Origin of the sequence: Cognaticolwellia beringensis, assembly GCF_002076895.1 — a bacterium.
Classification (GTDB): Bacteria; Pseudomonadota; Gammaproteobacteria; order Enterobacterales; family Alteromonadaceae; genus Cognaticolwellia; species Cognaticolwellia beringensis.
Genome location: NZ_CP020465.1, coordinates 3,230,968 through 3,254,375 on the forward strand (window position 1 = coordinate 3,230,968; position 23,408 = coordinate 3,254,375).

Annotated in this window: 17 protein-coding genes, 6 tRNA genes and 1 rRNA gene; 20 read left to right on the forward strand and 4 right to left on the reverse strand. The window is 39.8% G+C overall.

Annotated features, from left to right (window positions below):
• Positions 1-9: 9 nt before the first annotated feature.
• The 4 genes from B5D82_RS13635 to cmoA all read right to left on the reverse strand — a co-directional run bounded on the left by B5D82_RS13635 (position 10) and on the right by cmoA (position 4,505).
• The gene (locus B5D82_RS13635; protein WP_081154506.1) at positions 10-1,065 is read right to left on the reverse strand and encodes a hypothetical protein; all 1,056 of its coding nucleotides are present in this window, start codon (positions 1,063-1,065) and stop codon (positions 10-12) included.
• 70 nt (positions 1,066-1,135) lie between these two features.
• Positions 1,136-2,482 carry an anti-phage deoxyguanosine triphosphatase gene (locus tag B5D82_RS13640; RefSeq protein ID WP_081152291.1) on the reverse strand — a complete coding sequence of 449 codons (1,347 nt, stop codon included), beginning with the start codon at positions 2,480-2,482 and terminating at the stop codon, positions 1,136-1,138.
• 318 nt (positions 2,483-2,800) lie between these two features.
• Positions 2,801-3,766, reverse strand: coding sequence for a tRNA 5-methoxyuridine(34)/uridine 5-oxyacetic acid(34) synthase CmoB (gene cmoB, locus B5D82_RS13645; RefSeq protein ID WP_081152293.1), 966 nt, complete (start codon positions 3,764-3,766; stop codon positions 2,801-2,803).
• Between the two features lie 4 nt (positions 3,767-3,770).
• Complete coding sequence (gene cmoA / locus B5D82_RS13650; RefSeq protein WP_081152294.1) at positions 3,771-4,505, reverse strand: carboxy-S-adenosyl-L-methionine synthase CmoA; 735 nt, start codon at positions 4,503-4,505, stop codon at positions 3,771-3,773.
• Between the two features lie 172 nt (positions 4,506-4,677).
• On the opposite strand from cmoA, the gene B5D82_RS13655 reads away from it, so the two are divergent.
• From B5D82_RS13655 to B5D82_RS13750, 20 genes are all read left to right on the forward strand, one after another.
• Positions 4,678-7,518, forward strand: coding sequence for a transporter substrate-binding domain-containing protein (locus B5D82_RS13655; RefSeq protein WP_157673902.1), 2,841 nt, complete (start codon positions 4,678-4,680; stop codon positions 7,516-7,518).
• Between the two features lie 160 nt (positions 7,519-7,678).
• On the forward strand, positions 7,679-9,463 hold the full coding sequence (gene aspS / locus B5D82_RS13660; RefSeq protein ID WP_081154508.1) for an aspartate--tRNA ligase: 1,785 nt from the start codon (positions 7,679-7,681) through the stop codon (positions 9,461-9,463).
• 134 nt (positions 9,464-9,597) lie between these two features.
• Complete coding sequence (ruvC, locus tag B5D82_RS13665) at positions 9,598-10,125, forward strand: crossover junction endodeoxyribonuclease RuvC (protein WP_081152297.1); 528 nt, start codon at positions 9,598-9,600, stop codon at positions 10,123-10,125.
• A 127-nt stretch (positions 10,126-10,252) separates the two neighbouring features.
• Entirely contained in the window at positions 10,253-10,870 is a 618-nt protein-coding gene (gene ruvA, locus B5D82_RS13670) for a Holliday junction branch migration protein RuvA (RefSeq protein WP_081152299.1), read from the forward strand.
• 93 nt (positions 10,871-10,963) lie between these two features.
• Positions 10,964-11,968, forward strand: a complete 1,005-nt coding sequence (gene ruvB / locus B5D82_RS13675) for a Holliday junction branch migration DNA helicase RuvB (RefSeq protein WP_081152300.1) — start codon at positions 10,964-10,966, stop codon at positions 11,966-11,968.
• A gap of 602 nt (positions 11,969-12,570) precedes the next feature.
• On the forward strand, positions 12,571-12,981 hold the full coding sequence (gene ybgC, locus B5D82_RS13680) for a tol-pal system-associated acyl-CoA thioesterase (RefSeq protein WP_081152302.1): 411 nt from the start codon (positions 12,571-12,573) through the stop codon (positions 12,979-12,981).
• The gene (gene tolQ / locus B5D82_RS13685) at positions 12,971-13,654 is read left to right on the forward strand and encodes a protein TolQ (RefSeq protein ID WP_081152303.1); all 684 of its coding nucleotides are present in this window, start codon (positions 12,971-12,973) and stop codon (positions 13,652-13,654) included. Before ybgC ends, tolQ begins: the two co-directional genes overlap by 11 nt.
• Positions 13,655-13,668: 14 nt before the next feature.
• Positions 13,669-14,097, forward strand: a complete 429-nt coding sequence (gene tolR / locus B5D82_RS13690; RefSeq protein WP_081152305.1) for a protein TolR — start codon at positions 13,669-13,671, stop codon at positions 14,095-14,097.
• Positions 14,097-14,993 carry a cell envelope integrity protein TolA gene (gene tolA / locus B5D82_RS13695; RefSeq protein WP_081152306.1) on the forward strand — a complete coding sequence of 299 codons (897 nt, stop codon included), beginning with the start codon at positions 14,097-14,099 and terminating at the stop codon, positions 14,991-14,993. Before tolR ends, tolA begins: the two co-directional genes overlap by 1 nt.
• Before the next feature lie 32 nt (positions 14,994-15,025).
• Entirely contained in the window at positions 15,026-16,372 is a 1,347-nt protein-coding gene (gene tolB, locus B5D82_RS13700) for a Tol-Pal system beta propeller repeat protein TolB (RefSeq protein ID WP_081152308.1), read from the forward strand.
• Positions 16,373-16,415: 43 nt separating this feature from the next.
• Complete coding sequence (gene pal / locus B5D82_RS13705; RefSeq protein WP_081152309.1) at positions 16,416-16,970, forward strand: peptidoglycan-associated lipoprotein Pal; 555 nt, start codon at positions 16,416-16,418, stop codon at positions 16,968-16,970.
• Positions 16,971-16,982: 12 nt separating this feature from the next.
• Positions 16,983-17,771 (forward strand): tol-pal system protein YbgF, encoded by a 789-nt coding sequence (ybgF, locus tag B5D82_RS13710; RefSeq protein ID WP_081152311.1) that lies wholly within the window; start codon positions 16,983-16,985, stop codon positions 17,769-17,771.
• Positions 17,772-17,918: 147 nt separating this feature from the next.
• Positions 17,919-17,994, forward strand: a tRNA-Lys gene (locus B5D82_RS13715).
• Between the two features lie 44 nt (positions 17,995-18,038).
• Positions 18,039-18,114, forward strand: a tRNA-Lys gene (locus tag B5D82_RS13720).
• 86 nt (positions 18,115-18,200) lie between these two features.
• Positions 18,201-18,276 (forward strand) — tRNA-Lys (locus B5D82_RS13725).
• 187 nt (positions 18,277-18,463) lie between these two features.
• Positions 18,464-19,510, forward strand: a complete 1,047-nt coding sequence (nadA, locus tag B5D82_RS13730) for a quinolinate synthase NadA (protein WP_081152312.1) — start codon at positions 18,464-18,466, stop codon at positions 19,508-19,510.
• Between the two features lie 567 nt (positions 19,511-20,077).
• A tRNA-Ser gene (locus B5D82_RS13735) sits at positions 20,078-20,165 on the forward strand.
• Between the two features lie 1,026 nt (positions 20,166-21,191).
• Positions 21,192-22,736, forward strand: a 16S ribosomal RNA gene (locus B5D82_RS13740).
• 122 nt (positions 22,737-22,858) lie between these two features.
• Positions 22,859-22,935 (forward strand) — tRNA-Ile (locus tag B5D82_RS13745).
• Between the two features lie 123 nt (positions 22,936-23,058).
• Positions 23,059-23,134 (forward strand) — tRNA-Ala (locus B5D82_RS13750).
• Positions 23,135-23,408: the final 274 nt, after the last annotated feature.

Sequence of the window (23,408 nt, forward strand, 5' to 3'; positions counted from 1 at the left end):
GTGTTTTACTCAACAACATTCTATTGGTTTAATATTTTTCGTGTTAACTGACGAAACACGCTGTGCAAATTCATCAGCCAAGCATTCTGATTCTTTTAACACAGTTTGCCAATATTTCAGTCGTGTTTCGGGGGCTAAATCAATAAAGTCTTTACGGTCAGGAATTTTCCCATAAGGTAGGCGAGCAATAAATTCGGTTGATGGCACTAACATGACAGTATTCTTATAATATTGTGCGTTAACCTTACGTGATAAGTTCTTGTCAAACCAACCGGCTTTTGGCGTTGGTGAAAAATGAGGGTAAAGCGTAAGGCCTGAGGTTGGTTTAATATCCACATCAAAGTGATAATCAATTATCCCACCGTCACGATACATACCTTTTGGCGAGCCGATAATATCTTTAATACCTTCCATAACAACAGGTATAGAGCCTGAAGCGAGTAAACTCGATGTTAGGTTTTCATGATTTAGCGCTTGATGCTGAGTATTAAAATTAAAACTGTCGTTGATGGTTAACTGGCTTTTAGGGTGATGGTAAACATAGCGTTGGTACTGTTTTGCCAACAAACCTCGATTGACTTGATTAAGCGCCATACTCGATATTAAACCAAACATTAACGGTATTTTGTGCTCTAAAGACGTTAAACCACGACACTTTGCGACAATGAAATGTGCCTTAAATACGGGGTTGTTGATGATTTCGTTACTACCGTTTGGTCCTAAAACTGCTTCAAGTAGCGCCAAAGCTTTGGTCGTAATTTCTTGCTTATTAGCTTTAACAGAATATGTAGTTTCTGAATACAGTGTGGCTAAACGGGTAATAGCAGCAACAGGATCGTTTTGGCTAAGCGCAGCAAATCGAAAGGCTCCGGCTGAAGAGCCGACTAAGTTTAATTCAGTACTTCGATCTTTAAAATATTCGCCAAAAAGGTATTTATCTAATCCAAATAAGCTAAACCATTTAGGCCCGCCACTAGCGCCCAGCATAGTGGTAAATAATTCTTGCTTAAAGCCTTGTTCTTGGATCGTTTTTAAAGCATCGCTGCCGCAATAAATATCTAGCATATTAGCCATCGTTAGATAACGTCTCTATTGGTTGTTGGTTGTTAGTAACTTAGCGCATTCATTTTATTTGTTAATAATCGTGTTTACCAAAACCGGTTTGCCCGATAGGTAAAAATAAGGTTTGATAAAGCCTAGTCGCATATTCATCGGTCATGCCGGCGACATAGTCAGCGATCACACGGTGTTGATTTTGATTATTTTCTTTTGCCATTTGCCAACGTACTACCGTACTTTTAGGCAGTAAGCGCTCAGGATCAGAAGATAGAGCCTCAAATAACTCCATAACAATTTGTTGACCACGATATTCCAACTGCTGGATTGATGTTTGCTTAATGACATATTGATAAACAAAGTCTTTAAAAATTTGTAGCACCTGAGCTGGAATTAGTGGATGCACCGCATTAAATCGTAAAAGTGGCTCTTGAAAGTTACAGCCTTTAGTGTCGTTAATATCAACCAATTCAATTGCGGTTATTAAGTAATTAACTAAGCCACCAATAGCTTCTTTTTGTTTATAACGTTGATTACTGAATAAATTATTCGCTAAACTTTTGCTGTAATCTTGCAACCACTCATCGTCAATTTTTAGTAAATTTTGAATAACATTGTGGTCAAAGTCTTGTTGATTTACGACGCCAGTTACTATGGCATCTTCTAAATCATGAATGCCATAGGCAATATCATCAGCGAGCTCCATCATTGAGCAATCTAAAGATTTATAGAGTGTTTTACTGTGCTTATTCGATTTAACCGCTATTTGTTGGAATAGCGCTTTATCTTCAGGACATAAAGGGGCTAATACCCAGTCAATCATTTCAATATCGTCGAGGTATAAACCTTTGGGCGGGTGCCACTTAGCGGCTTCTAGTTGACGAAAAGATGCCGGTAATACGGGCGGAATATCTTGCTGTAAATTACCCAGTGTTTGCGGATATTTTATTAAACCGAGCAATGTTCTGCGGGTTAAGTTCATACCAAAATGTTCACTAAAAGGCTCTAAGTGCGCAACGATACGAAAGGTTTGTCCATTGCCTTCAAAGCCGCCGTGATCACGCATCATGTAATGTAAGGCTACTTCGCCGCCATGGCCGAAAGGCGGGTGCCCAATATCATGCGCTAAGCAAAGTGATTCAATTAAACTGTCGTCATTGGGGAGTAGAACAGCACTCTGCTCTGCGTATTTACTACGTATTTGAGCAATGATGCCGCTACCAATTTGTGATGCTTCTAACGAATGAGTTAATCGAGTGCGATGAAAGTCACTTTGGCCACTGCCCATAACTTGAGTTTTTGATTGTAATCGGCGAAATGCGGCAGAATGGAGAATACGTGCTCGGTCACGTTGAAATGGGCTGCGGTGGTCTTGATGTCTTTTCGCTACGCGCTCTAAGCGTCTTGCTAGCCAAGGATTTTCCATGATACCTCTATTTCAAAGTGATTAACCGTACGATATAAATAGTATATTATTCTTTAAAGGAAGGTAATACCAAATCCATTAACTAAATCCCTGTTCAGCGAACACTAACAGTTTTACATCGACTTTTAGTGTTATAGCTCATTCAGTCCTCATTGTTTTCTCCCTGTGAATCATTTTCTAAATATTACAGGCAGAGAACAATGAGAAAATAAGGAGTAAATGTAACGTTAGAGAAGATCATACTTTAATTTTTTTCTCTTCTCGGTGTCGGGCGAAGTCCCTCGGTGCCTCTGTGGTAAAATGTTTTTGACCATCAAGTTATTTATTGGCAATAAATATCGCACGTTTTGGCGCAGGGTAACCTTCAATAGTTTTGCTTTTATCATTAGGATCAAGAAAGTCTTGTAATGACTCAGTGTCTATCCAGTCGGTTTTACGTTGTTCGTCAAGCGCAGTTATATCGGTATTAACTACACGGATATTTTTAAATCCACAGCGCTCAAGCCAGGCACACATAGCGTCACAACTTGGAAGAAACCAAACATTACGCATTTTTGCATAGCGTTCGCCAGGCACTAATACGGTATTTTCATCACCATCAACCACTAAGGTTTCTAATACTAATTCGCCGCCTTTAACGAGCTGTGCTTTCAGTTGGTAGATAAAATCTATCGGTGAGCGTCGATGATATAAAACACCCATAGCAAAAACGGTATCGAATGCATTCAGTTCCGGCAACTGTTCAACACCTAACGGTAAAAGATTAACATTATCGTCTTGGACAAAGTGTTGTATGGCTTGAAATTGCGACAAAAACAATTGTGTTGGGTCAATACCTACAACAAACTCAGCACCCGCACCGCGCATACGCCACAAGTGATAGCCACTGCCACAGCCAATATCTAAAACATAACGATTACGTAAATCACTAATGTGTGGGGCTAGGCGATCCCATTTAAAATCTGAACGCCATTCGGTATCTATATGCAGGCCATGAATATGATAAGGGCCTTTGCGCCAAGGTTTGAATTTTTTAAGTAAATTTTCTAGGCGTTTATACTCACCATCATTAATATCAGCGCGTTCTCCGGCACGCACAGTCGTGCTAATATCAATACTCGATGGTGATGTTTTTGGTAGTGCTGTTATGGTTTTTTGCCATTGGGCAAATTCGCCATGTAAATGTTGCTCGCGCCATTGCGTAAGTTGAGCAGGTAAAGTGTTGAGCCAGTGATTTAAACGGTTACCTGCTATTTTTTGATAAAAGCTGTTAAATGAAATCATAGGTTTATTTAATCGCGATTAGAGAAAAGAAGTTAAAACATTGAAACCAAGGTGCGTTATGGTTAAATCCAGCGAGTTTCAAGCGCTTTAAATGGGTGTCTAAATTATCAGTTAGCATAACGTTTTCTAGCGCAGTACGTTTTTGGGCAATTTCTAATTCGCTATAACCATTAGCACGTTTAAAGTCGTGATGAAGGTCGATAAGTAGCTCATTGCAAACGGTGTCGGTATGGGCTATTTTTTCTGATAAAAGCAATAAACCACCGGGGTTAAGACCTTTTGCTATTTTATTTAACAACAGCTGACGTTGCTCTGGAGCGATAAATTGTAAGGTGAAATTTAGCACCACCATCGAGGCATTTTTAATGTCAATATTAAGAATATTATCTTCTATTATCTCAACTGGCGTGTCACCTTTAAAAGCGCTAACGTGCATTTTACAACGTTCAACCATAGCACTAGAGCTATCAATACCGATAATTTTACAGTTTTTTGCTGTTATACCTTTACGCATTGCTAGCGTTGCTGCGCCAAGTGAACAGCCTAGATCATATACCTGGCTATTATCAGTAACATAGCGTTGACTTAGTCGACCTATCGTATCGATAATCGTACTATAACCGGGTACTGAACGGCTGATCATATCAGGAAAAACTTCTACGACTTGCGCGTCGAAAGCAAAATCTTTGATTTTGCTTTGCTTATTAGAAAATATTAAATCGGTATCTGATGTTTGCATGATGTTAAAGCTATACTAACGTTAGAAGATATAAAAAGGTATTTTACCTGATATTTTCAACGATAAACAAGATAATGTATTTTTATGTTATTCATTAGCGGGCAGTAACAGCCTATTTACTGCAAAATTTTGCTGACAGAAATAACTAAAGTAACAATAATGAGAATTTAAATTGGCTTCAAGATATTTTACGCAACTTTTAATCGCTTTCTCCTTGATGACAGTGCTATTGGCGCTGCCTGTTTCTGCGCAAAATGCTAAACAAACATATCGTGTTGCCATTAATAAAACCTCTTACCCTTATCATTTTCTCAATAAAGAACAAAAAGCCGATGGCATGATGGTCGAACTTTGGCAATTATGGGCAAATAAGCAAAATGTTCAGCTGGAATTTGTAGTACTTAATTGGCAACAAACCATCAAACAAGTGCAAGAGGGGGAATTGGATATTCACGCCGGTATATTTAAAAGCACTGAAAGGGCTAAGCACCTAGATTTTAGTATGACTTTTTTTAATCAAAGCCGGCACCTGTTTCTTCATCATTCAATAGCACATATAAAAAACATTTCACAACTTACGCCCTATGCCGTAGGTGTAGTTGATGGCTCTAGCCATGCAATTTCAATTAAAAGCAAGTACCCCAATTTAACATTAAGGTCCTTTTCTAATCGCAATGCTTTGTATAGCGCTGCCATGGAAGGTGAGATTTTGATGATGGCGGGGGTTGAAAAACTGTCTAAAAATTTTTCAGAGTATGAATTACTTAGCCAGCAATTTCCTGCGTTTGCGAAAGTTATTTATGACACAGGTGAGTATAGTGCAGCAGTCGCTAAAGGGGAAAGTCAACTGCTTGATTTTATAAAACAAGGTATGGACAAAATTTCTGACCAAGAGAAGTTAACCATTAAGAGGAAATGGCTAATAAACGACAAGTCAGAAAATGTTATTACATTTTCATATTCAAATAATCAAATGCCTTTTTCAAGCACATCTGTTGCTGGTAATGCTCAAGGATTTTTTATTGAATTATGGCAGATATGGGCAAAAGAGAATGACCAAGATATCGAATTCATTCTTAGTGATTCAAATGAGTCTACTCAGACTGATAAAAGTCTTGCAGATATTTATATAACTAACGTGACTAGTGAGAAAAATAGCCCTGAAAGTGTTTTAGGACCGGTTATATATAGTATTGATTATGGTTTATTTCTTTCTAACAATATGAATAAGATGCTTCATATATCTGAAATTGATAATAAAAATATTGGTGTTGTATCCTCACCCAGCCTTGTTAAAGATATTCAAAATAAAGCCAATAGTGCATCTATTATTAATTTTGATAATTATGAGGCAATGTTTGCAGCTGCAGAGCGGGGTGAACTTGATGTTATTGCAGGTCAAAGTGACATCGTTGAAAATTACTTAATTAAATATAAATTGCAGTCTATTTACTCAAAATTTAATGGTTACGTTTTCAAACGTGATATTCATGCTGTTTTAAGTAGAGTTAACCCGAAATTGAGCCAATTAATAGCAGAAGGCTTTGGAGAAAGTATATTAGATGACTTAGCCACGTTAGAGAAAAAGTGGCATTTAGATAAGTCATCGGCCTTTTTTAAGCGCCAATTAGCTGTATTGGCATTAACAGAGCCAGAAGCACAGTGGGTAAAAGATAATAATGTTGTTAAATTTGGCATAACCAAAAATTGGATCCCTGTTGAGTTTATTGATAAGTATGGTGAAGTTAAGGGCATTAATCCTGATATATTTCAGCTGATGAGTAGCCGACTTAATATAAAAGTTGACTATGTTGTTTATGAAAGTTTCAACGAGCTTTATCAAGCATTATTAGCCGGTGATATTGATGTTATTGGCAGTGTTGTAGCAACACCAGAACGTAAAAAAGAAGTGTTATTTACTGACTCATATTGGAGTATGCCTTGGGTTATTTTGCACCCACGTGAATTAGGTAAACAATTAAACTTAGCCGACTTTAGTGGTAAAACCTTAGCAATTGCTAAAGGTTACTATTTAATTTCTATTATTAGGAAAAACTTTCCACTGATTGACTTAAGATTAGTAGACGATAATGAAGAGGGATTATTAGCGATTCAAAAAGGTATAGTCGATGGCTATATTGATAGCTTATCATCAGGTACTGAGTTACTTAAAAGGGAAAGTTTGGTTAGTTTGTCAATGTCAGTACTTGAAGAAGTGGATGAAGATGGTAACCATTTAGCGGTCAATAAATCGTTACCCATGTTAGTAAATATCCTTAATAAGGCGGTTTTAAGTATTTCAGATCTTGATAGTCAGGAAATATATGAAAAGTGGTTCGATATTAATATAGAAACCGGCTTAGATAAAAATGTTGTGTTACGTGTAGCGTTGCAAGTGGGGGCACTGATAACCATCATCATCATCATTATTATGGTTTGGAACCGCCGTTTATACTTAGAGATTAAAAACCGTAAAAAATTAGAAAAAAAAATGCAATATATGGCCACTCATGATGACCTTACTGGCCTGGCTAATCGTGTTTTATTGAAAGACCGGCTCAACAGTGCTATTTCTTTTCACCAACGACAAAAGCTTTTACTAGCGGTGCTATTTATAGACCTTGATGGATTTAAAGATATTAATGACACCTATGGTCATGATGTTGGTGACGAGCTTTTAATTGAAGTGGCAACTCGCTTAACAGGTTGTGTGCGAGAGTCTGACACGGTTGTGCGGTTTGGCGGTGATGAATTTGTGCTGTTACTCACTGGTTTACATTATCAAGATGAGGCTGCATATGTTGCTGATAAAGTCTTAAAGCTGATTCAACAGCCGATAAAATTACCTGAAGTAACTGCGACTATCGGTTGCAGCATTGGTATTGCAATGTTTCCCGACGATGGTGATTCAGATAACGAGCTATTAAAAATAGCAGATTCATTAATGTATGACGTTAAAGCCGCCGGAAAAAACCATTATGCCTTTAATCGCAAAGACGACTCTGCGGTCTAATTCATAACATAACTATACTATTCAAAGAATGTCGGGTGACTTTACCTAGCTTTGCTTTATAATGTCGGCAATTTTTTATCATAATAAGTTATAGCGTTAAGACTTCCATTGAGGAGCATCTATGACTTATATAGCTTATTCGAATTTTCAGGGTAAATACATGCGTAGTCTTTATTGTGGTGAGGTTAATGAATCTCATGTGGGTCAGGAAGTCACACTTTGTGGTTGGGTTAATCGTCGTCGTGACTTAGGTGCGGTAATTTTCTTAGATTTACGAGATCGTGAAGGCATCGTACAAGTCGTTTATGATCCAGACTTTCCAGATGTGCTCGAAAAAGCCAATACTTTGCGCAATGAGTTTTGTGTGCAAGTAAAAGGCAAGGTACGCGCTCGTCCAGATGGTCAAGTGAATAAAGATATGGCCACGGGTGCGATAGAAGTTTTAGGCTTAGAGCTTACTATTTTAAATAAGTCTGCCCCTTTACCTTTAGATTCAAATCAAAAGAACTCTGAAGAGCTACGATTAAAATATCGTTACTTAGATTTACGTCGCCCAGAAATGACAGAGCGTATGCGTTTTCGCGCAAAAGTTACTTCAGCGGTGCGTTCATCACTTGAATCACAAGGCTTTTTGGATATTGAAACGCCAATATTAACAGCGGCTACCCCTGAGGGCGCTCGTGATTACTTAGTGCCAAGTCGCACGCACAAAGGACAATTTTTTGCTTTACCGCAGTCACCACAATTATTTAAGCAATTGCTGATGATGTCAGGTATGGAACGTTACTATCAAATTGTTAAGTGTTTCCGTGATGAAGACTTACGTGCTGACCGTCAACCAGAATTTACTCAAATTGATATTGAAACCTCATTTATGAGTTCAGATCAAGTGATGGAAGTTACTGAAACCATGATCCGTGGCTTATTCCAAGAACTGCTTAACGTAGACTTAGGTGAGTTTCCACGTATGGCATATTCAGAGGCGATGACTCGCTTTGGCTCTGATAAACCTGATTTACGTAATCCACTTGAAATTGTTGATGTTGCTGACATCTTAAAAGATGTTGAGTTTAAAGTATTCTCTGGTCCTGCTAACGACGAAAATGGTCGTGTTGCGGTCATTTGTGTACCAGGCGGCGCAGCTAAATTTTCTCGTAAAGGTATTGACGAATTAACTAAATTTGTCGGTATTTATGGCGCGAAGGGCATGCCATGGTTAAAAGTGAATGATCGTGATGCTGGCATTGAAGGTTTGCAATCACCAATCTTAAAATTCTTAACTGAAGAAGCGGTTAATGCCTTATTAGAACGCACTAATGCTAAAACCGGCGATATCATTTTCTTTGGTTCTGACACTTATAATGTAGTGACCGAGTCATTAGGTGCACTGCGCCTTAAAATTGGTGAAGACCTTGAGTTATTGCAAGGTGAATGGAAACCATTGTGGGTTGTTGATTTCCCAATGTTTGAAGAAGCAGATGGACACATGCATGCTATTCATCATCCGTTTACCGCACCGACTAACTTAACAGCGGCTGAATTAGAAGCTAACCCAGTAGGTGCCTTATCTGATGCTTACGACATGGTGCTTAATGGCTGTGAATTAGGTGGTGGCTCTGTCCGTATTCATAACCAAGATATGCAAGCAGCCGTGTTTCGTATTTTGGGTATTAGTGATGAAGAAGCACAAGAGAAATTTGGTTTCTTACTCGAAGCATTACAATACGGCGCTCCACCACATGCAGGTTTAGCGTTTGGTTTAGACCGTTTAGTGATGTTGATGACAGGTGCAAGTTCAATTCGTGATGTTATGGCATTCCCGAAAACAACGACCGCTGCTTGTCCATTAACTAATGCACCTGGCCATGCAAACCCTGTCCAGTTAAAAGAATTAGGCATTGCTTGTTTAGAAAAAGAAACTGATACTGACGAAAAAGCAGAATAACTTTCGTTTCAGAATTTTAATATTGATTTAACACTTAATATTAAAAAATTAAAGCGCACGAATGAATGCTACTTAGGCTTTATTCGTGCGTTTTTTTTCAATCGCACTTAAATGATTATTAAAGGTACTTTTTAGTGAGTATTATTTTAGGCATAGATCCTGGATCACGTTTAACTGGCTACGGTGTTATTAAACAGCAGGGACGAAATTTCATCTATTTAGGTAGCGGCTGCATTAAAGCAATGGCTGCAGGTGAAGATTTAGGCATGCGCTTGCAAACCATTTTTGCTGGCGTAAGTGAGATTATCTTACAGTTTCAGCCGGATATGTTTGCTATTGAACAAGTTTTTATGGCGAAAAATCCTGACTCTGCGTTAAAGCTAGGGCAAGCCCGAGGCGCAGCAATTGTTGCAGCCACAAACAACGGTTTAACGATAGCAGAATACTCCGCCAGACAAATCAAGCAATCAGTTGTTGGCACCGGCGCGGCAGATAAAACTCAAGTACAGCATATGGTAAAAACTATTTTGAAATTGCCAGGTACACCCCAAGCAGACGCGGCAGATGCATTGGCCGTAGCACTTTGTCATGCGCACAGTCATGATTCGATCAGTAAATTGTCAGGTCAAGCCAGTAAAACAGTGCGAGGGCGACTACGTTAGCATGGCATTACGTTTACCTTGTTGAAAATTTCACCTTGATTCAAATAATTCATTGCTTAAACTTTACTGTATAAATATCTAGTGGTATGGTGACGTCATATATTGTATCAAGTAGAAAGGTTAAGCGGTGATTGGACGTTTACGTGGCATATTAATAGAAAAAATGGCCCCCGAAATTTTAATCGAATGTCATGGTGTTGGCTATGAAGTAACCATGCCAATGACCAGTATTTACGCACTCGGCGAAGTTAATCAAGAAGCAACTTTATATACCCATTTTGTTGTTCGTGAAGATGCACAGCTACTCTATGGTTTCGCTAATAAAGTTGAGCGAAGACTGTTTCGCTTACTGATCAAAGTTAATGGTGTTGGACCAAAATTAGGCTTAGCTATTTTATCCGGCATGTCTGCCGATCAATTTGTCAGTTGTGTTATCCATGACGACTTAACCACGATTGTTAAAATCCCGGGTGTCGGCAAGAAAACAGCAGAACGTTTGTTGATTGAAATGCGTGATAGATTAAAAGATTGGCAAACTGACAGCAGTGATGCCCTTGTTCGTATGATGCCTACAGATGTTAATCAAGCCAATGCTTTTGTTAGTGATAACCGCGGTGATGCTATTAACGCTTTAGTGTCTTTAGGGTATAGTCAACAACAAGCAGATAAAGCGGTGAAGTCAGTGTTTGAAGCTGATAAGAGTAGCGAAGACTTGATCCGCAATGCTTTAAAAGCGATGTTATAGATTAAGCTAAACTAATTTAAGTCATATGACGGTAATTTATTGGTAAATAGTACCGTTTAGCGCGTAAAGCCGTAATTTCCCAAAGAGTAATACATGATAGAAGCAGATCGATTAATTGAACCAATAGCTAGCCGTGAAGATGAAACGGTTGACCGAGCTATTCGGCCAAAAATGCTGTCAGATTATACTGGGCAGGAACATGTAAAGTCTCAAATGAATATTTTCATTGCTGCAGCATTGAAAAGACAAGAGCCACTAGATCATTTATTAATATTTGGCCCTCCAGGTCTAGGTAAAACGACGTTAGCCAACATTGTGGCTAACGAAATGGGCGTCAGTATTCGTACGACTTCAGGACCTGTATTGGAAAAAGCTGGCGACTTAGCGGCATTATTGACGAATCTTGAAGAAAATGACGTCTTGTTTATTGATGAAATTCACCGCTTAAGCCCGGTTGTGGAAGAAATTCTCTACCCTGCAATGGAAGATTATCAGCTAGATATTATGATAGGCGAGGGACCTGCGGCACGCTCTATAAAACTTGATTTACCCGCATTTACCTTAATTGGCGCGACCACTCGAGCTGGATCGCTCACATCACCACTTCGCGACCGTTTTGGCATAGTTCAACGGCTAGAATTTTATAACACGCAAGAGTTAACTGAAATTGTTATGCGTTCAGCACATTTTTTGAATTTAGAAATTGCTCAAGCGGGGGCATTTGAAGTCGCAAGGCGTTCTCGTGGCACTCCACGTATTGCAAATCGTTTGTTACGACGAGTAAGAGATTACGCTGACGTGAAAACTGACGGTATAGTCAGTAAAGCAACGGCTGCTAGTGCTTTAGATATGCTAGAAGTCGATAATGAAGGTTTCGATTTAATGGATCGTAAATTACTGGAAGCGATAATTAATAAATTCGGCGGTGGTCCCGTTGGTCTAGATAATGTTGCCGCTGCCATTGGTGAAGAACGCGAAACGATTGAAGATGTGATAGAGCCTTTTTTAATACAGCAAGGCTTTCTTCAGCGTACACCGCGTGGACGAATAGCCACTAGTCGAGCTTACCTACATTTTGGCCTAGACTTCCCAAGCTAACGATTTAGTTTATTTTTACAAAGGCACCTTCGGGTGCTTTTTACGTTTAATAGAGCGTCATTATTAGGCTAAACACGTTGTTTTATGTTTCTGACAAAAGCTATCTGCATCTTATACCAAGCCATTGTAAATATATTTTGATATTTTAGGCAAAAAAAAGCCCACATAAAAATATGTGGGCCAACTTAGAATGTAAGTTGTAAGAAGGAAATGGGGTTCCTATAAAATATCAGAGAGAAAGGCAACAACACCTATTCAAAACATTTATGGGCTACATGAATATTTGTCAGCGAAACAAAATTCATACGCTAGTCCAGAAAACAACGTTATTCTAGTCCGATGAGCCAATCAAATCAAACGAAAATATTTTATCTTAATCATTAGAAAAACTAATGCGAAAATTTTTGGCATAACCCCATGGTTAGGCGCTTAATGGTATCGCTGATATAGTCTTATGAGTGAAAGTATTCTAATAGATGAAAGTTAATTCAATTTAATGCTGAAATAGTGAGAAAGAATGTGTCTTAGCCCTTGTCGGGTGTGAGCTTTATCTATTAAGATATGCACTTGAATTTTATATTTAGTTAAATTGAATAAATTAAATGTCATTAAACAATTTCCAACACAAGGTTCGCGTTTATTATGAAGATACCGATGCCGGTGGTATCGTCTATTATGCTAACTATTTAAAGTTTTTTGAACGCGCCCGTACAGAATGGCTTCGGGAACTTGGTATTAATCAATCAATATTTTTAGAACAAAACATCGGCTTCGTGGTCACAAAGGTTGCGATGGAAAACAAGGCATCTGCAAAACTCGATGATTTGTTAACAATAACCAGCTCAATAAGCCGATTAAAGTCTGCTAGTTTGGTATTTTCACAGCAGATTGTGAATCAAAACCAGTTAACATTATGTACGGCTGAAATTAAAGTCGCTTGTGTTAATTTATCTATCGCAAAACCTTGTAGTATCCCCAACAGCATATTAGGAGCATTAAAACGTGTCAGCTGAGATTTCATTTTTTGACTTATTTTTAGACGCCAGTTTATTAGTTCAACTGGTCATGTTGACGTTATTAGGTTTTTCAATTGCCTGTTGGACCATGATATTCCAACGCCGTAAAGTGTTGATGGCGGCAAGGGTACAATTACAAAACTTTGAAGATAAGTTTTGGAGTGGTGCTGATTTAAGTAAGCTCTACAGCGAAGTTTCTGCAAAAGAGCATATAGACGGTATTGAAAATCTTTTTGTTTCAGGATTTCGTGAATTTGCCCGCTTACGTAAATCTCATGCTTACGCACCGCAAGTCATTGTTGACGGAACACATCGGGCAATGCGCGTTGCACTGTCACGAGAAGTCGATAGTTTAGAAACCCATTTACCCTTTATGGCTACTGTCGGTTCAATAAGTCCATATATTGGTTTGTTCGGCACGGTTTGGGGGATCATGAATTCATTTATCGCCTTAGGTGCAGTTGAGCAAGCAACACTTGCTATGGTTGCGCCAGGTATTGCCGAGGCTTTAATCGCAACAGCCATGGGCTTGTTTGCTGCTATTCCTGCGGTAATGGCATTTAACCGTTTTAGTCACAATGTTGAAAAACTCGAAAATAGTTACGGTAACTTTATGGAAGAGTTTTCAAGTATTTTACAAAGACAAACAGCGACAGAACAACACGGCTAAGGTAGATATTAACTATGTATAATCGAGTTAGACGCCGCAAGGTTGCTGAGATAAATGTCGTGCCCTATATTGACGTAATGTTAGTGTTGCTGATTATTTTTATGGTAACAGCCCCCCTAATAACACAAGGCGTTAAAGTAGACTTGCCGCAAGCTGATTCTGAACCGCTAAGCAAAGATATGAAACCCCCTTTAGTTGCGTCAGTAGATGCAAAGGGCAATTATTATTTAGCGGTGGGTATCAGTAAAAATGAACCTATGTCGGCACAAGAAGTTGCTGCCTTGGTCAAAGAGCATTTAAAATCTGCACCCGACACGCCTGTCGTTGTTAATGGCGATGGCGCTGTCTCATATGATGCCGTTATTCAATTAATGGTGTTATTACAAAAAGTGGCAGGTGTGCCATCGGTTGGTTTAATGACTGATAGCCCGGAGAGTAAGTAGTGTCACCGAAGTTATCGTCGCCACTAGCGTTAAGTTTTGCTATCCACATTGTGCTGGCTGTGGTGTTGTTATGGGGCGACTTTTCTACGCCACCAAAACCAACACCAAGTGCAGTTCCAATGGAGCCTATTCAAGCGGTAGTTATTGAAAAAAGTAAAGTGGATGCGCAACTTAATAAAATCAAAAAGCAGAAGGCTGATGAAGCCCAAAAGCTTAAAGATATTGAAAATAGTATTGCCGCGGCTAAAGAGAAAAGGCTAAACGAAGAAAAACGCGTTAAAGATCTTGAAATTAAACGTAAAAAGCAGGAAAAAGAAAAAAAAGCTGCTGACATTGCGGCTAAAAAAGCTAAAGCTAAAGCAAATGCAGCAGAGAAACTACGTAAACAAAAAGAACTTGAAAGTAAGCAAGCAGATGAAGCGGCAGCTAAAGCTAAACGTATAAAAGAAGAGCAGGCAGCTAAAAAAGCGGAAGATTTACGCAAAGAGAAACTGGCAGAGCGCAAACGTCAAGCAGAAGAAGATCGAGAACGTGCAGCTCAGCAAAAGTTATTAGAGCAGCAAATGGCTGAAGAAATGGCAACTCGTCAACAAGCTCGACGCCAACAAATGATGACTGAAATTGGACGATTCACCGCATTAATCACACAAACTATAAAACGTAATTTGATCACTGATCGTAGTACGATGGAAGGTAAATCTTGTAAATTAACGATAAGTCTAGCACCATCAGGGTTTGTAACTAATGTTGTTACAGGTCAAGGTGACAGAAGGGTTTGTGAAGCCGCTAAAACAGCGGTATATAAGGCTGGTACTTTACCTGTTTCTAAAGACCCTGAAATATTTCGGGAAATGAGAACAATAAGTTTAACCGTAGCACCTGACAAATTTAATTAAGTTTTGTATAAATTAGGAAAACAATCAACTCTATGAAAAACGTAACTTTATTTTTACTATTCTTTGTATCAATGTTTTCAAAACAAGCGTTGGCAACTTTAGAAATTGTTATCACCGAAGGTGTTGATAGCGCACGTCCAATTGCTGTAGTGCCTTTCAAATGGGCAGGCACTGGCGTAATGCCAGAGCGTTTATCTCAAGTGATCAGTGATGACTTACTTCGTAGTGGTAAATTTAGCCCAATTAATCAATCACGTTATCCCCAAACACCTTACGACGCTAGCGAGATAGATTACACCGCATGGGCAAGTGAGGGCGTTGAAGCAGTTGTTATTGGTGAAGTTAGTGAAACGTCGATTGGGCGTTATCAAATCAAATATCAGCTCGTTGACGTTATTCGTGGCCAAGTTACCGGCGGTGAAACACAAATGTTAAGTAATGGAGAGTTAGTTCGCAGCTCTGATCATATTCTTGATGAAAGTACTGTTGAAGTAGGGGCTGACCAATTTCGCCGTTACGCCCACCGTATCAGTGATGCTGTTTATGAAAAGCTCACGGGTACACGCGGCGCGTTTTTAACAAAAATCGCTTATGTTATTGTTCGTGATCAAGGTGAATACCCTTATCAATTAGTTGTTGCTGACTATGATGGATTTAACGAACATGTTTTATTAAGCTCAAGAGAGCCCTTAATGTCACCAGCTTGGCACCCAAGTGGTAATCAATTAGCTTATGTAACATTTGAGAATAGACAAGCACAAATTCATGTTATTGATATTTATTCTGGTCAACGTAACTTAATCAGCTCTTTTGATGGCATAAATAGTGCGCCTAAATGGTCACCTAATGGTAAGCAATTAGCTATGGTGCTGTCTAAAGATGGTAACCCTGAGCTTTATGTGATGAATATCGCAACAAAAAAATTACGACGAGTAACTCGTCATCGCGCAATTGATACTGAACCAAGTTGGACGCCGGATGGTAATTCATTGATATTTAGTTCAGAACGAGGTGGAAAAGCGCAGTTATATCGCGTAAGTTTAGTTGATGGTAAAGTTAGAAGATTAACATTTGATGGTGAAATGAACCTTGGTGGCTCATTAACACCTGATGGCCGTCAATTAGTGATGGTAAATCGTACACGTGGCAAGTATCATTTAGCAAAGCAAGATTTTGATTCAGGGATTTTCCAAGTGTTAACTTCAACACGCTTAGATGAATCCCCAAGTATTTCACCTAACGGTGGAATGATTATTTATAGTACTTTACATAATAATCGTCAGGTACTAAGTTTAGTTTCCGTAGATGGAAGGTTTAAGGCAAGATTGCCAGCACTCAATGGCGAAGTGAAGTCACCTTCATGGTCACCATTTTTATAATAATTATTAGTAACTTACTTTATATATAATAAGGACACATAAAATGCGCTTTAATAAAACAGTAAAGGCCTTAGCGGTTGTTTTACCAATCATGGCTCTATCGGCCTGTAGTTCGTCTGATTCAGCTAGTGAAGACGCTAGTGCGATGCAAAAAAACCAAGCTGCGATGGCAGAGCAACAAGCTCGTGAAGATGCAGAACGTGTAAAAGTAGAAGCCATGCAACGTGCTGACGCAATTGAAGCTAAAAAACGTCAAGAAATTGAAAAGCTACGTTCAGAGCATATCGTTTATTTTGATTTTGATAAATCATCTGTAAGTGGTGACTTTGCTGCTATTCTTGATGCGCACGCGAAGTTTCTTAACGAAAACTCAAATGTGAATGTGTTAATTGAAGGTCATGCTGATGAACGTGGTACACCTGAATATAACATTGCACTTGGCGAGCGTCGTGCAAAAGCTATCGAAACGTTTTTAGAAAATATGGGCGTTTCAGCTTCACAACTTAGCACGGTGAGCTACGGTGAAGAAAAACCAATGATTAAAGATCGTAGCGAAGGTGCATTTGCTAAAAACCGTCGTGCAGTTTTGGTCTACTAATCAGGTAATTTAATGAAACCCAATAGTATTCTATTCGGGATGTCGTTTGCTGTTGCTGCCAATTTGGCAGTGGCAGCAGAACCCGCTCCTGTTATCGAAGTTACCGCAGGCACGCCTTCAAATGGTGCCCAATCAAGCTTAAGTGAACAGCTTGTTAGTCTTGAACGTAAACTTGATGCTCGTAACCGTGCGCAAGTAAACGTGCAACGACAACTTGACGAGTTGCAAAATGAAGTAAATGAACTTCGTGGTATCACTGAATTACACACTTATCAATTAAGCCAAGTGCTTGACCGTCAACGCGAGTTGTATCAAGAGCTTGATCGCAGAGTATCAGAGGCGTTAAAACCAGCGAATCAGACATCCGCGACCATCATTGATCCAAGAGATAGCGCAGGTAAGGTAAATTACAGTAATAATTTAACTGAAAATGAAGCCTATGATCGTGCTGTGAATATGGTACTTAAAGATAAGCGTTACGATCAAGCTATTCCAGAGTTTGAGGCGTTCAATAAAAGATACCCTAATTCGAGTTATTCAGCGAATGCTCATTATTGGTTAGGTCAGTTATTATTTAATAAAGGTGAATTAGCTAAAGCACGTCAAGAATTTGATGTTGTGGTGAATAATTACCCTGATTCTAGTAAACGTAGTGATGCAATGTTAAAGCTTGCTATGGTAGAACAAAAAGAAAATAATCAAAATAAAGCTATTGCTGTCTATAAGAAACTTATCGCTGAGTATCCTAATTCAAGTGCGGCTAAATTAGCGCAACCAAGATTAAATAGTATAAAACCATAATTACTGCTGATAACTTGTTCGCATTGCCGACTTTTTGTTCGAACAAACAATAAAGTTTAAAAAAGCGAAAGATTGTTGTTGCACTTAAAAATATTATGAGTATTATATGCCCCGCGTTGACCGAGTAGGGCAACGCAAAACAAATACCGGTCGTTAGCTCAGTTGGTAGAGCAGTTGGCTTTTAACCAATTTGTCGAAGGTTCAAATCCTTCACGACCGACCACTTTTACCAAAGAGTGTTTGGGTATTTGTTTTTGAAGTATATATCGGTCGTTAGCTCAGTTGGTAGAGCAGTTGGCTTTTAACCAATTTGTCGAAGGTTCAAATCCTTCACGACCGACCACTTCTTCTTAGCCTTTTTATGTTAAGAGTCAGTGGCATTGAAATAGCGTCTTGCAATTTCATTCTAAAATATTAAAAGTAGTTTATCGGTCGTTAGCTCAGTTGGTAGAGCAGTTGGCTTTTAACCAATTTGTCGAAGGTTCAAATCCTTCACGACCGACCACTTTTAATTATCATCAAATCCCATCGTTAGATACTTTTCAATGTTATTTAATTAACTTGATAAGATATATTCTTCTTTTATTTATATTTTACATCCCAAATACTCATTCACACATATTCTTAGTACACTTTTATTCTTCTATACCTTATAATTCTCACGTTTTTTAAGGCACTCATTGAGAATATATATGACCCAAGCAAATTTAGCCGTTGATTTTGACTTTCAATTTCCGAAAAAGCCTGATCCATTAAGTGATGTAGAGCGTGAAGAATATAAAGCACGCATCAAAATATTATTGAAAGAAAAAAATGCTGTGCTTGTGGCACATTATTATACTGATCCTGAAATTCAAGCATTGGCCGAAGAAACGGGTGGTTGTGTTGCCGACTCACTAGAAATGGCTAGATTTGGTAATAACCATCCAGCTGACACGTTAATTGTAGCGGGTGTTCGCTTCATGGGAGAGACAGCAAAAGTTCTTACCCCAGAGAAAATTGTGGTTATGCCAACATTAGAAGCTACATGCTCACTCGACTTAGGCTGTCCAATCGAAGAGTTTAATGCTTTTTGTGATCAACACCCAGACAGAACCGTCGTTGTATATGCTAATACGTCTACCGCTGTCAAAGCGCGTGCTGATTGGATAGTAACATCATCTTGTGCTTTAGAAATTGTAGAGCATCTTGATAGCTTGGGTGAAAAGATTATCTGGGGTCCTGATCGTCACTTAGGTGCATACATTGAAAAGCAAACCGGTGCCGACATGTTAATGTGGCAAGGCGCTTGTATTGTTCATGATGAGTTTAAAACTAAAGCGCTAATGGATATGAAAACACTTCATCCAGACGCGGCTGTGCTTGTTCATCCTGAATCACCAGCAGAAATAATTGACCTTGCTGACTCTGTAGGTTCAACAAGCCAATTAATTAAAGCGGCTCAAGCACTACCTAACAAAAAATTCATTGTGGCAACAGATCGCGGTATTTTTTATAAAATGCAGCAACTATGTCCTGACAAAGAGTTCTTTGAAGCACCAACGGCAGGTGAGGGAGCAACTTGTAAAAGTTGTGCACACTGTCCTTGGATGGCAATGAATGGTTTAAAAGAAATTGAAGAAGCGTTATTAAACCCACAAGGTCGAGAGGTTTTTGTTGATATGAAACTGCGCACAGGCGCACTTAAATCACTTGATCGCATGCTTAACTTTAATTTGGAAATGAATCAAAATAAGTAAATTTTAAATAAGCTGCTTGTTAAATAAGCAACCACTTTAACTTTATTTGAATTAGGTTGCGTTATGAAGATTATTTTCCTAACATAGCGCAGCTCAGTACATGGAGCTCAGTACATGGAGCTCAGTACATAGTAAGAATATACGGTGAGGTGTCCGAGTGGCCGCCAAAGTTGTAATGACACGCCTCGCGTGCTCATCGGCTTAAAACCAAAGCGTGTAGAAAGCACGTTAACAATTCAAAATTTTAATGGTGAGGTGTCCGAGTGGCCGCCAAAGTTGTAATGACACGCCCCGCGTGCTCATCGGCTTAAAACCAAAGCGTGTAGAAAGCACGTTAACAATTCAAAATTTTAATGGTGAGGTGTCCGAGTGGCCGCCAAAGTTGTAATGACACGCCCCGCGTGCTCATCGGCTTAAAACCAAAGCGTGTAGAAAGCACGTTAACAATTCAAAATTTTAATGGTGAGGTGTCCGAGTGGCCGCCAAAGTTGTAATGACACGCCCCGCGTGCTCATCGGCTTAAAACCAAAGCGTGTAGAAAGCACGTTAACAATTCAAAATTTTAATGGTGAGGTGTCCGAGTGGCCGAAGGAGCACGCCTGGAAAGTGTGTAAGGCGCAAGCCTTCGAGGGTTCGAATCCCTCCCTCACCGCCATAGAAGATGCAATTCGTATATTGCCAAGCAAAGCCGCTAGTTATCTAGCGGCTTTTTTTGTGGCTAAAATTTACATTTAACTGACCAAGAGATCATTTGTATCACTTATAAGTGTTTAATGATTATTACTATGGTCTTATATAGTAATGTACTTATTGCAATGTACTAGCCAATAACGAAGCGTTTATCATTATCTAAGCGTTTTAATGAAGTAAATGCCAATTACAATAAATATAAGCAAGATTAAATGGCGTCTAAACTCTTTTATTAAGGAAAAGTGCTCAACTACTTAAGTTAATTTAATAGTGTGGGAGCAATATACAGGTAAAGTTCAGCTATTTGCTTTAGTGAAACTCCTTATTGTTACGCCTTTTATTGTGATTTTATGCACTTCCTGATGCATATTTGCTCACGTTGTTTAATTAAAAAGCAAACAAACATCTTTTCGCAATTTAATTGCATTTAGGTGTTGACGTGAAGCGAGAAATCTCTAAAATGCGCTCCAGTTCCAAGGGGTAACCCCAACGAGCTGTTTTAATAAGTTATCTAGCACGGTTTAGGCTGAATGAGTTAACTTAACGTTTTAAAGTAGGGTTTTGAATCTTCTGAAAAGAAAGTTTAAAAAAACGAAATAAAATGTTGACATTAAAACTGAGTTGCGTAGAATGCGCATCTCGCTTCAGGCAAGGCCTGCAGCAACGAAGCAAAGCGAATGAGATTTTGTTTCGGTTAGTTTTTTACTTCGAGTATAAACTAACGTTCTTTAACAATTAGTTATCATGCAATTTGTGTGGACACTCACATTAACGTTGATTTTACATAGTTATCCTCGGATAACAAAAAAAACAGCTTAATATGATGTCACACAAAAAATAAGTATCATTTAGACTTTCGAGTTTAAATAATACGTTTTATGTAGTTTTTATCTTCTTTAGTCGGATAGATAGAAACACGACAGAATTCATTGAGCAGATGTCTTTTCTTAGTTAACTTCGGTTCGTTAAGGTAAGCATCACAAACGATTTTTAATTGAAGAGTTTGATCATGGCTCAGATTGAACGCTGGCGGCAGGCTTAACACATGCAAGTCGAGCGGTAACAGAGATAGCTTGCTATCTGCTGACGAGCGGCGGACGGGTGAGTAATGCTTGGGAATATGCCTTTGAGTGGGGGACAACAGTTGGAAACGACTGCTAATACCGCATAACGTCTACGGACCAAAGGGGGGGACGCTTCGGCACCTCTCGCTCATTGATTAGCCCAAGTGAGATTAGCTAGTTGGTAAGGTAATGGCTTACCAAGGCGACGATCTCTAGCTGGTTTGAGAGGATGATCAGCCACACTGGGACTGAGACACGGCCCAGACTCCTACGGGAGGCAGCAGTGGGGAATATTGCACAATGGGCGAAAGCCTGATGCAGCCATGCCGCGTGTGTGAAGAAGGCCTTCGGGTTGTAAAGCACTTTCAGCGAGGAGGAAAGGTTAGTAGTTAATAACTGCTAGCTGTGACGTTACTCGCAGAAGAAGCACCGGCTAACTTCGTGCCAGCAGCCGCGGTAATACGAGGGGTGCAAGCGTTAATCGGAATTACTGGGCGTAAAGCGTGCGTAGGTGGTTTGTTAAGCAAGATGTGAAAGCCCTGGGCTCAACCTGGGAACTGCATTTTGAACTGGCAAGCTAGAGTTTTGTAGAGGGTAGTGGAATTTCCAGTGTAGCGGTGAAATGCGTAGAGATTGGAAGGAACATCAGTGGCGAAGGCGGCTACCTGGACAAAGACTGACACTGAGGCACGAAAGCGTGGGGAGCAAACAGGATTAGATACCCTGGTAGTCCACGCCGTAAACGATGTCAACTAGCCGTCTGTAGACTTGATCTGTGGGTGGCGTAGCTAACGCGCTAAGTTGACCGCCTGGGGAGTACGGCCGCAAGGTTAAAACTCAAATGAATTGACGGGGGCCCGCACAAGCGGTGGAGCATGTGGTTTAATTCGATGCAACGCGAAGAACCTTACCATCCCTTGACATCCAGAGAAGAGACTAGAGATAGACTTGTGCCTTCGGGAACTCTGTGACAGGTGCTGCATGGCTGTCGTCAGCTCGTGTTGTGAAATGTTGGGTTAAGTCCCGCAACGAGCGCAACCCCTATCCTTATTTGCCAGCGAGTTATGTCGGGAACTCTAAGGAGACTGCCGGTGATAAACCGGAGGAAGGTGGGGACGACGTCAAGTCATCATGGCCCTTACGGGATGGGCTACACACGTGCTACAATGGCAAGTACAGAGGGCAGCAATACCGCGAGGTGGAGCGAATCCCACAAAGCTTGTCGTAGTCCGGATTGGAGTCTGCAACTCGACTCCATGAAGTCGGAATCGCTAGTAATCGTAGATCAGAATGCTACGGTGAATACGTTCCCGGGCCTTGTACACACCGCCCGTCACACCATGGGAGTGGGTTGCAAAAGAAGTGGCTAGTTTAACCCTTCGGGGAGGACGGTCACCACTTTGTGATTCATGACTGGGGTGAAGTCGTAACAAGGTAACCCTAGGGGAACCTGGGGTTGGATCACCTCCTTATCTTGAAGTAAAACAGCTTAATGAGAACCTTGGTTCTACGAGTGTTCACACAAATTACATGATAACAAATTAGAAGAAGTCCAAACATGCTAGCTTCGGACGTAAATTCTTGAAAGAGAAATAGGTCTGTAGCTCAGCTGGTTAGAGCGCACCCCTGATAAGGGTGAGGTCGGCAGTTCAAGTCTGCCCAGACCTACCAATTTACGCCACTTGCGGCGTTGGTTCATCACTCGTGTAGAAATGCCTACACTTCGCGATAAACCGCCTTGCAACTGACGTAAATCTGCGTTTATGCTCTAGCTAAAAGTATGTTTCCCATTGCGGGGCTATAGCTCAGCTGGGAGAGCGCCTGCCTTGCACGCAGGAGGTCAGCAGTTCGATCCTGCTTAGCTCCACCACTTCTTCACTAAGAATTGAAAGACCAAACTTAAGTTATGCTTCATTTAAGCTACTTTAAGTTTGGTTTTTAACCAAGTCACCACCGAATGCGTGTGAATGACAAGTTCTTTAACAATCTGGAAAGCTGATATAAATACCGGTATTTATATGATGAACACGGTGTCGCGCTGTTGTTCATAAATTATAAATACCAAGCTGTTGTTAACGGGAATATCGCCTGTTAATAATGGTGATTACGGTTCCTCCTCGGAAACGTAATCAACCCGGTAGTTT

What these genes read in the sequence shown, in the direction of transcription:
- B5D82_RS13635 (WP_081154506.1), bottom strand. Translation starts at nt 1,065, where the DNA reads ATGCTAGATATTTATTGCGGCAGCGATGCTTTAAAAACGATCCAAGAA.
- B5D82_RS13640 (WP_081152291.1), bottom strand. Translation starts at nt 2,482, where the DNA reads ATGGAAAATCCTTGGCTAGCAAGACGCTTAGAGCGCGTAGCGAAAAGA.
- cmoB (WP_081152293.1), bottom strand. Translation starts at nt 3,766, where the DNA reads ATGATTTCATTTAACAGCTTTTATCAAAAAATAGCAGGTAACCGTTTA.
- cmoA (WP_081152294.1), bottom strand. Translation starts at nt 4,505, where the DNA reads ATGCAAACATCAGATACCGATTTAATATTTTCTAATAAGCAAAGCAAA.
- aspS (WP_081154508.1), top strand. Translation starts at nt 7,679, where the DNA reads ATGCGTAGTCTTTATTGTGGTGAGGTTAATGAATCTCATGTGGGTCAG.
- ruvB (WP_081152300.1), top strand. Translation starts at nt 10,964, where the DNA reads ATGATAGAAGCAGATCGATTAATTGAACCAATAGCTAGCCGTGAAGAT.
- ybgC (WP_081152302.1), top strand. Translation starts at nt 12,571, where the DNA reads ATGTCATTAAACAATTTCCAACACAAGGTTCGCGTTTATTATGAAGAT.
- tolR (WP_081152305.1), top strand. Translation starts at nt 13,669, where the DNA reads ATGTATAATCGAGTTAGACGCCGCAAGGTTGCTGAGATAAATGTCGTG.
- tolB (WP_081152308.1), top strand. Translation starts at nt 15,026, where the DNA reads ATGAAAAACGTAACTTTATTTTTACTATTCTTTGTATCAATGTTTTCA.
- pal (WP_081152309.1), top strand. Translation starts at nt 16,416, where the DNA reads ATGCGCTTTAATAAAACAGTAAAGGCCTTAGCGGTTGTTTTACCAATC.
- ybgF (WP_081152311.1), top strand. Translation starts at nt 16,983, where the DNA reads ATGAAACCCAATAGTATTCTATTCGGGATGTCGTTTGCTGTTGCTGCC.
- nadA (WP_081152312.1), top strand. Translation starts at nt 18,464, where the DNA reads ATGACCCAAGCAAATTTAGCCGTTGATTTTGACTTTCAATTTCCGAAA.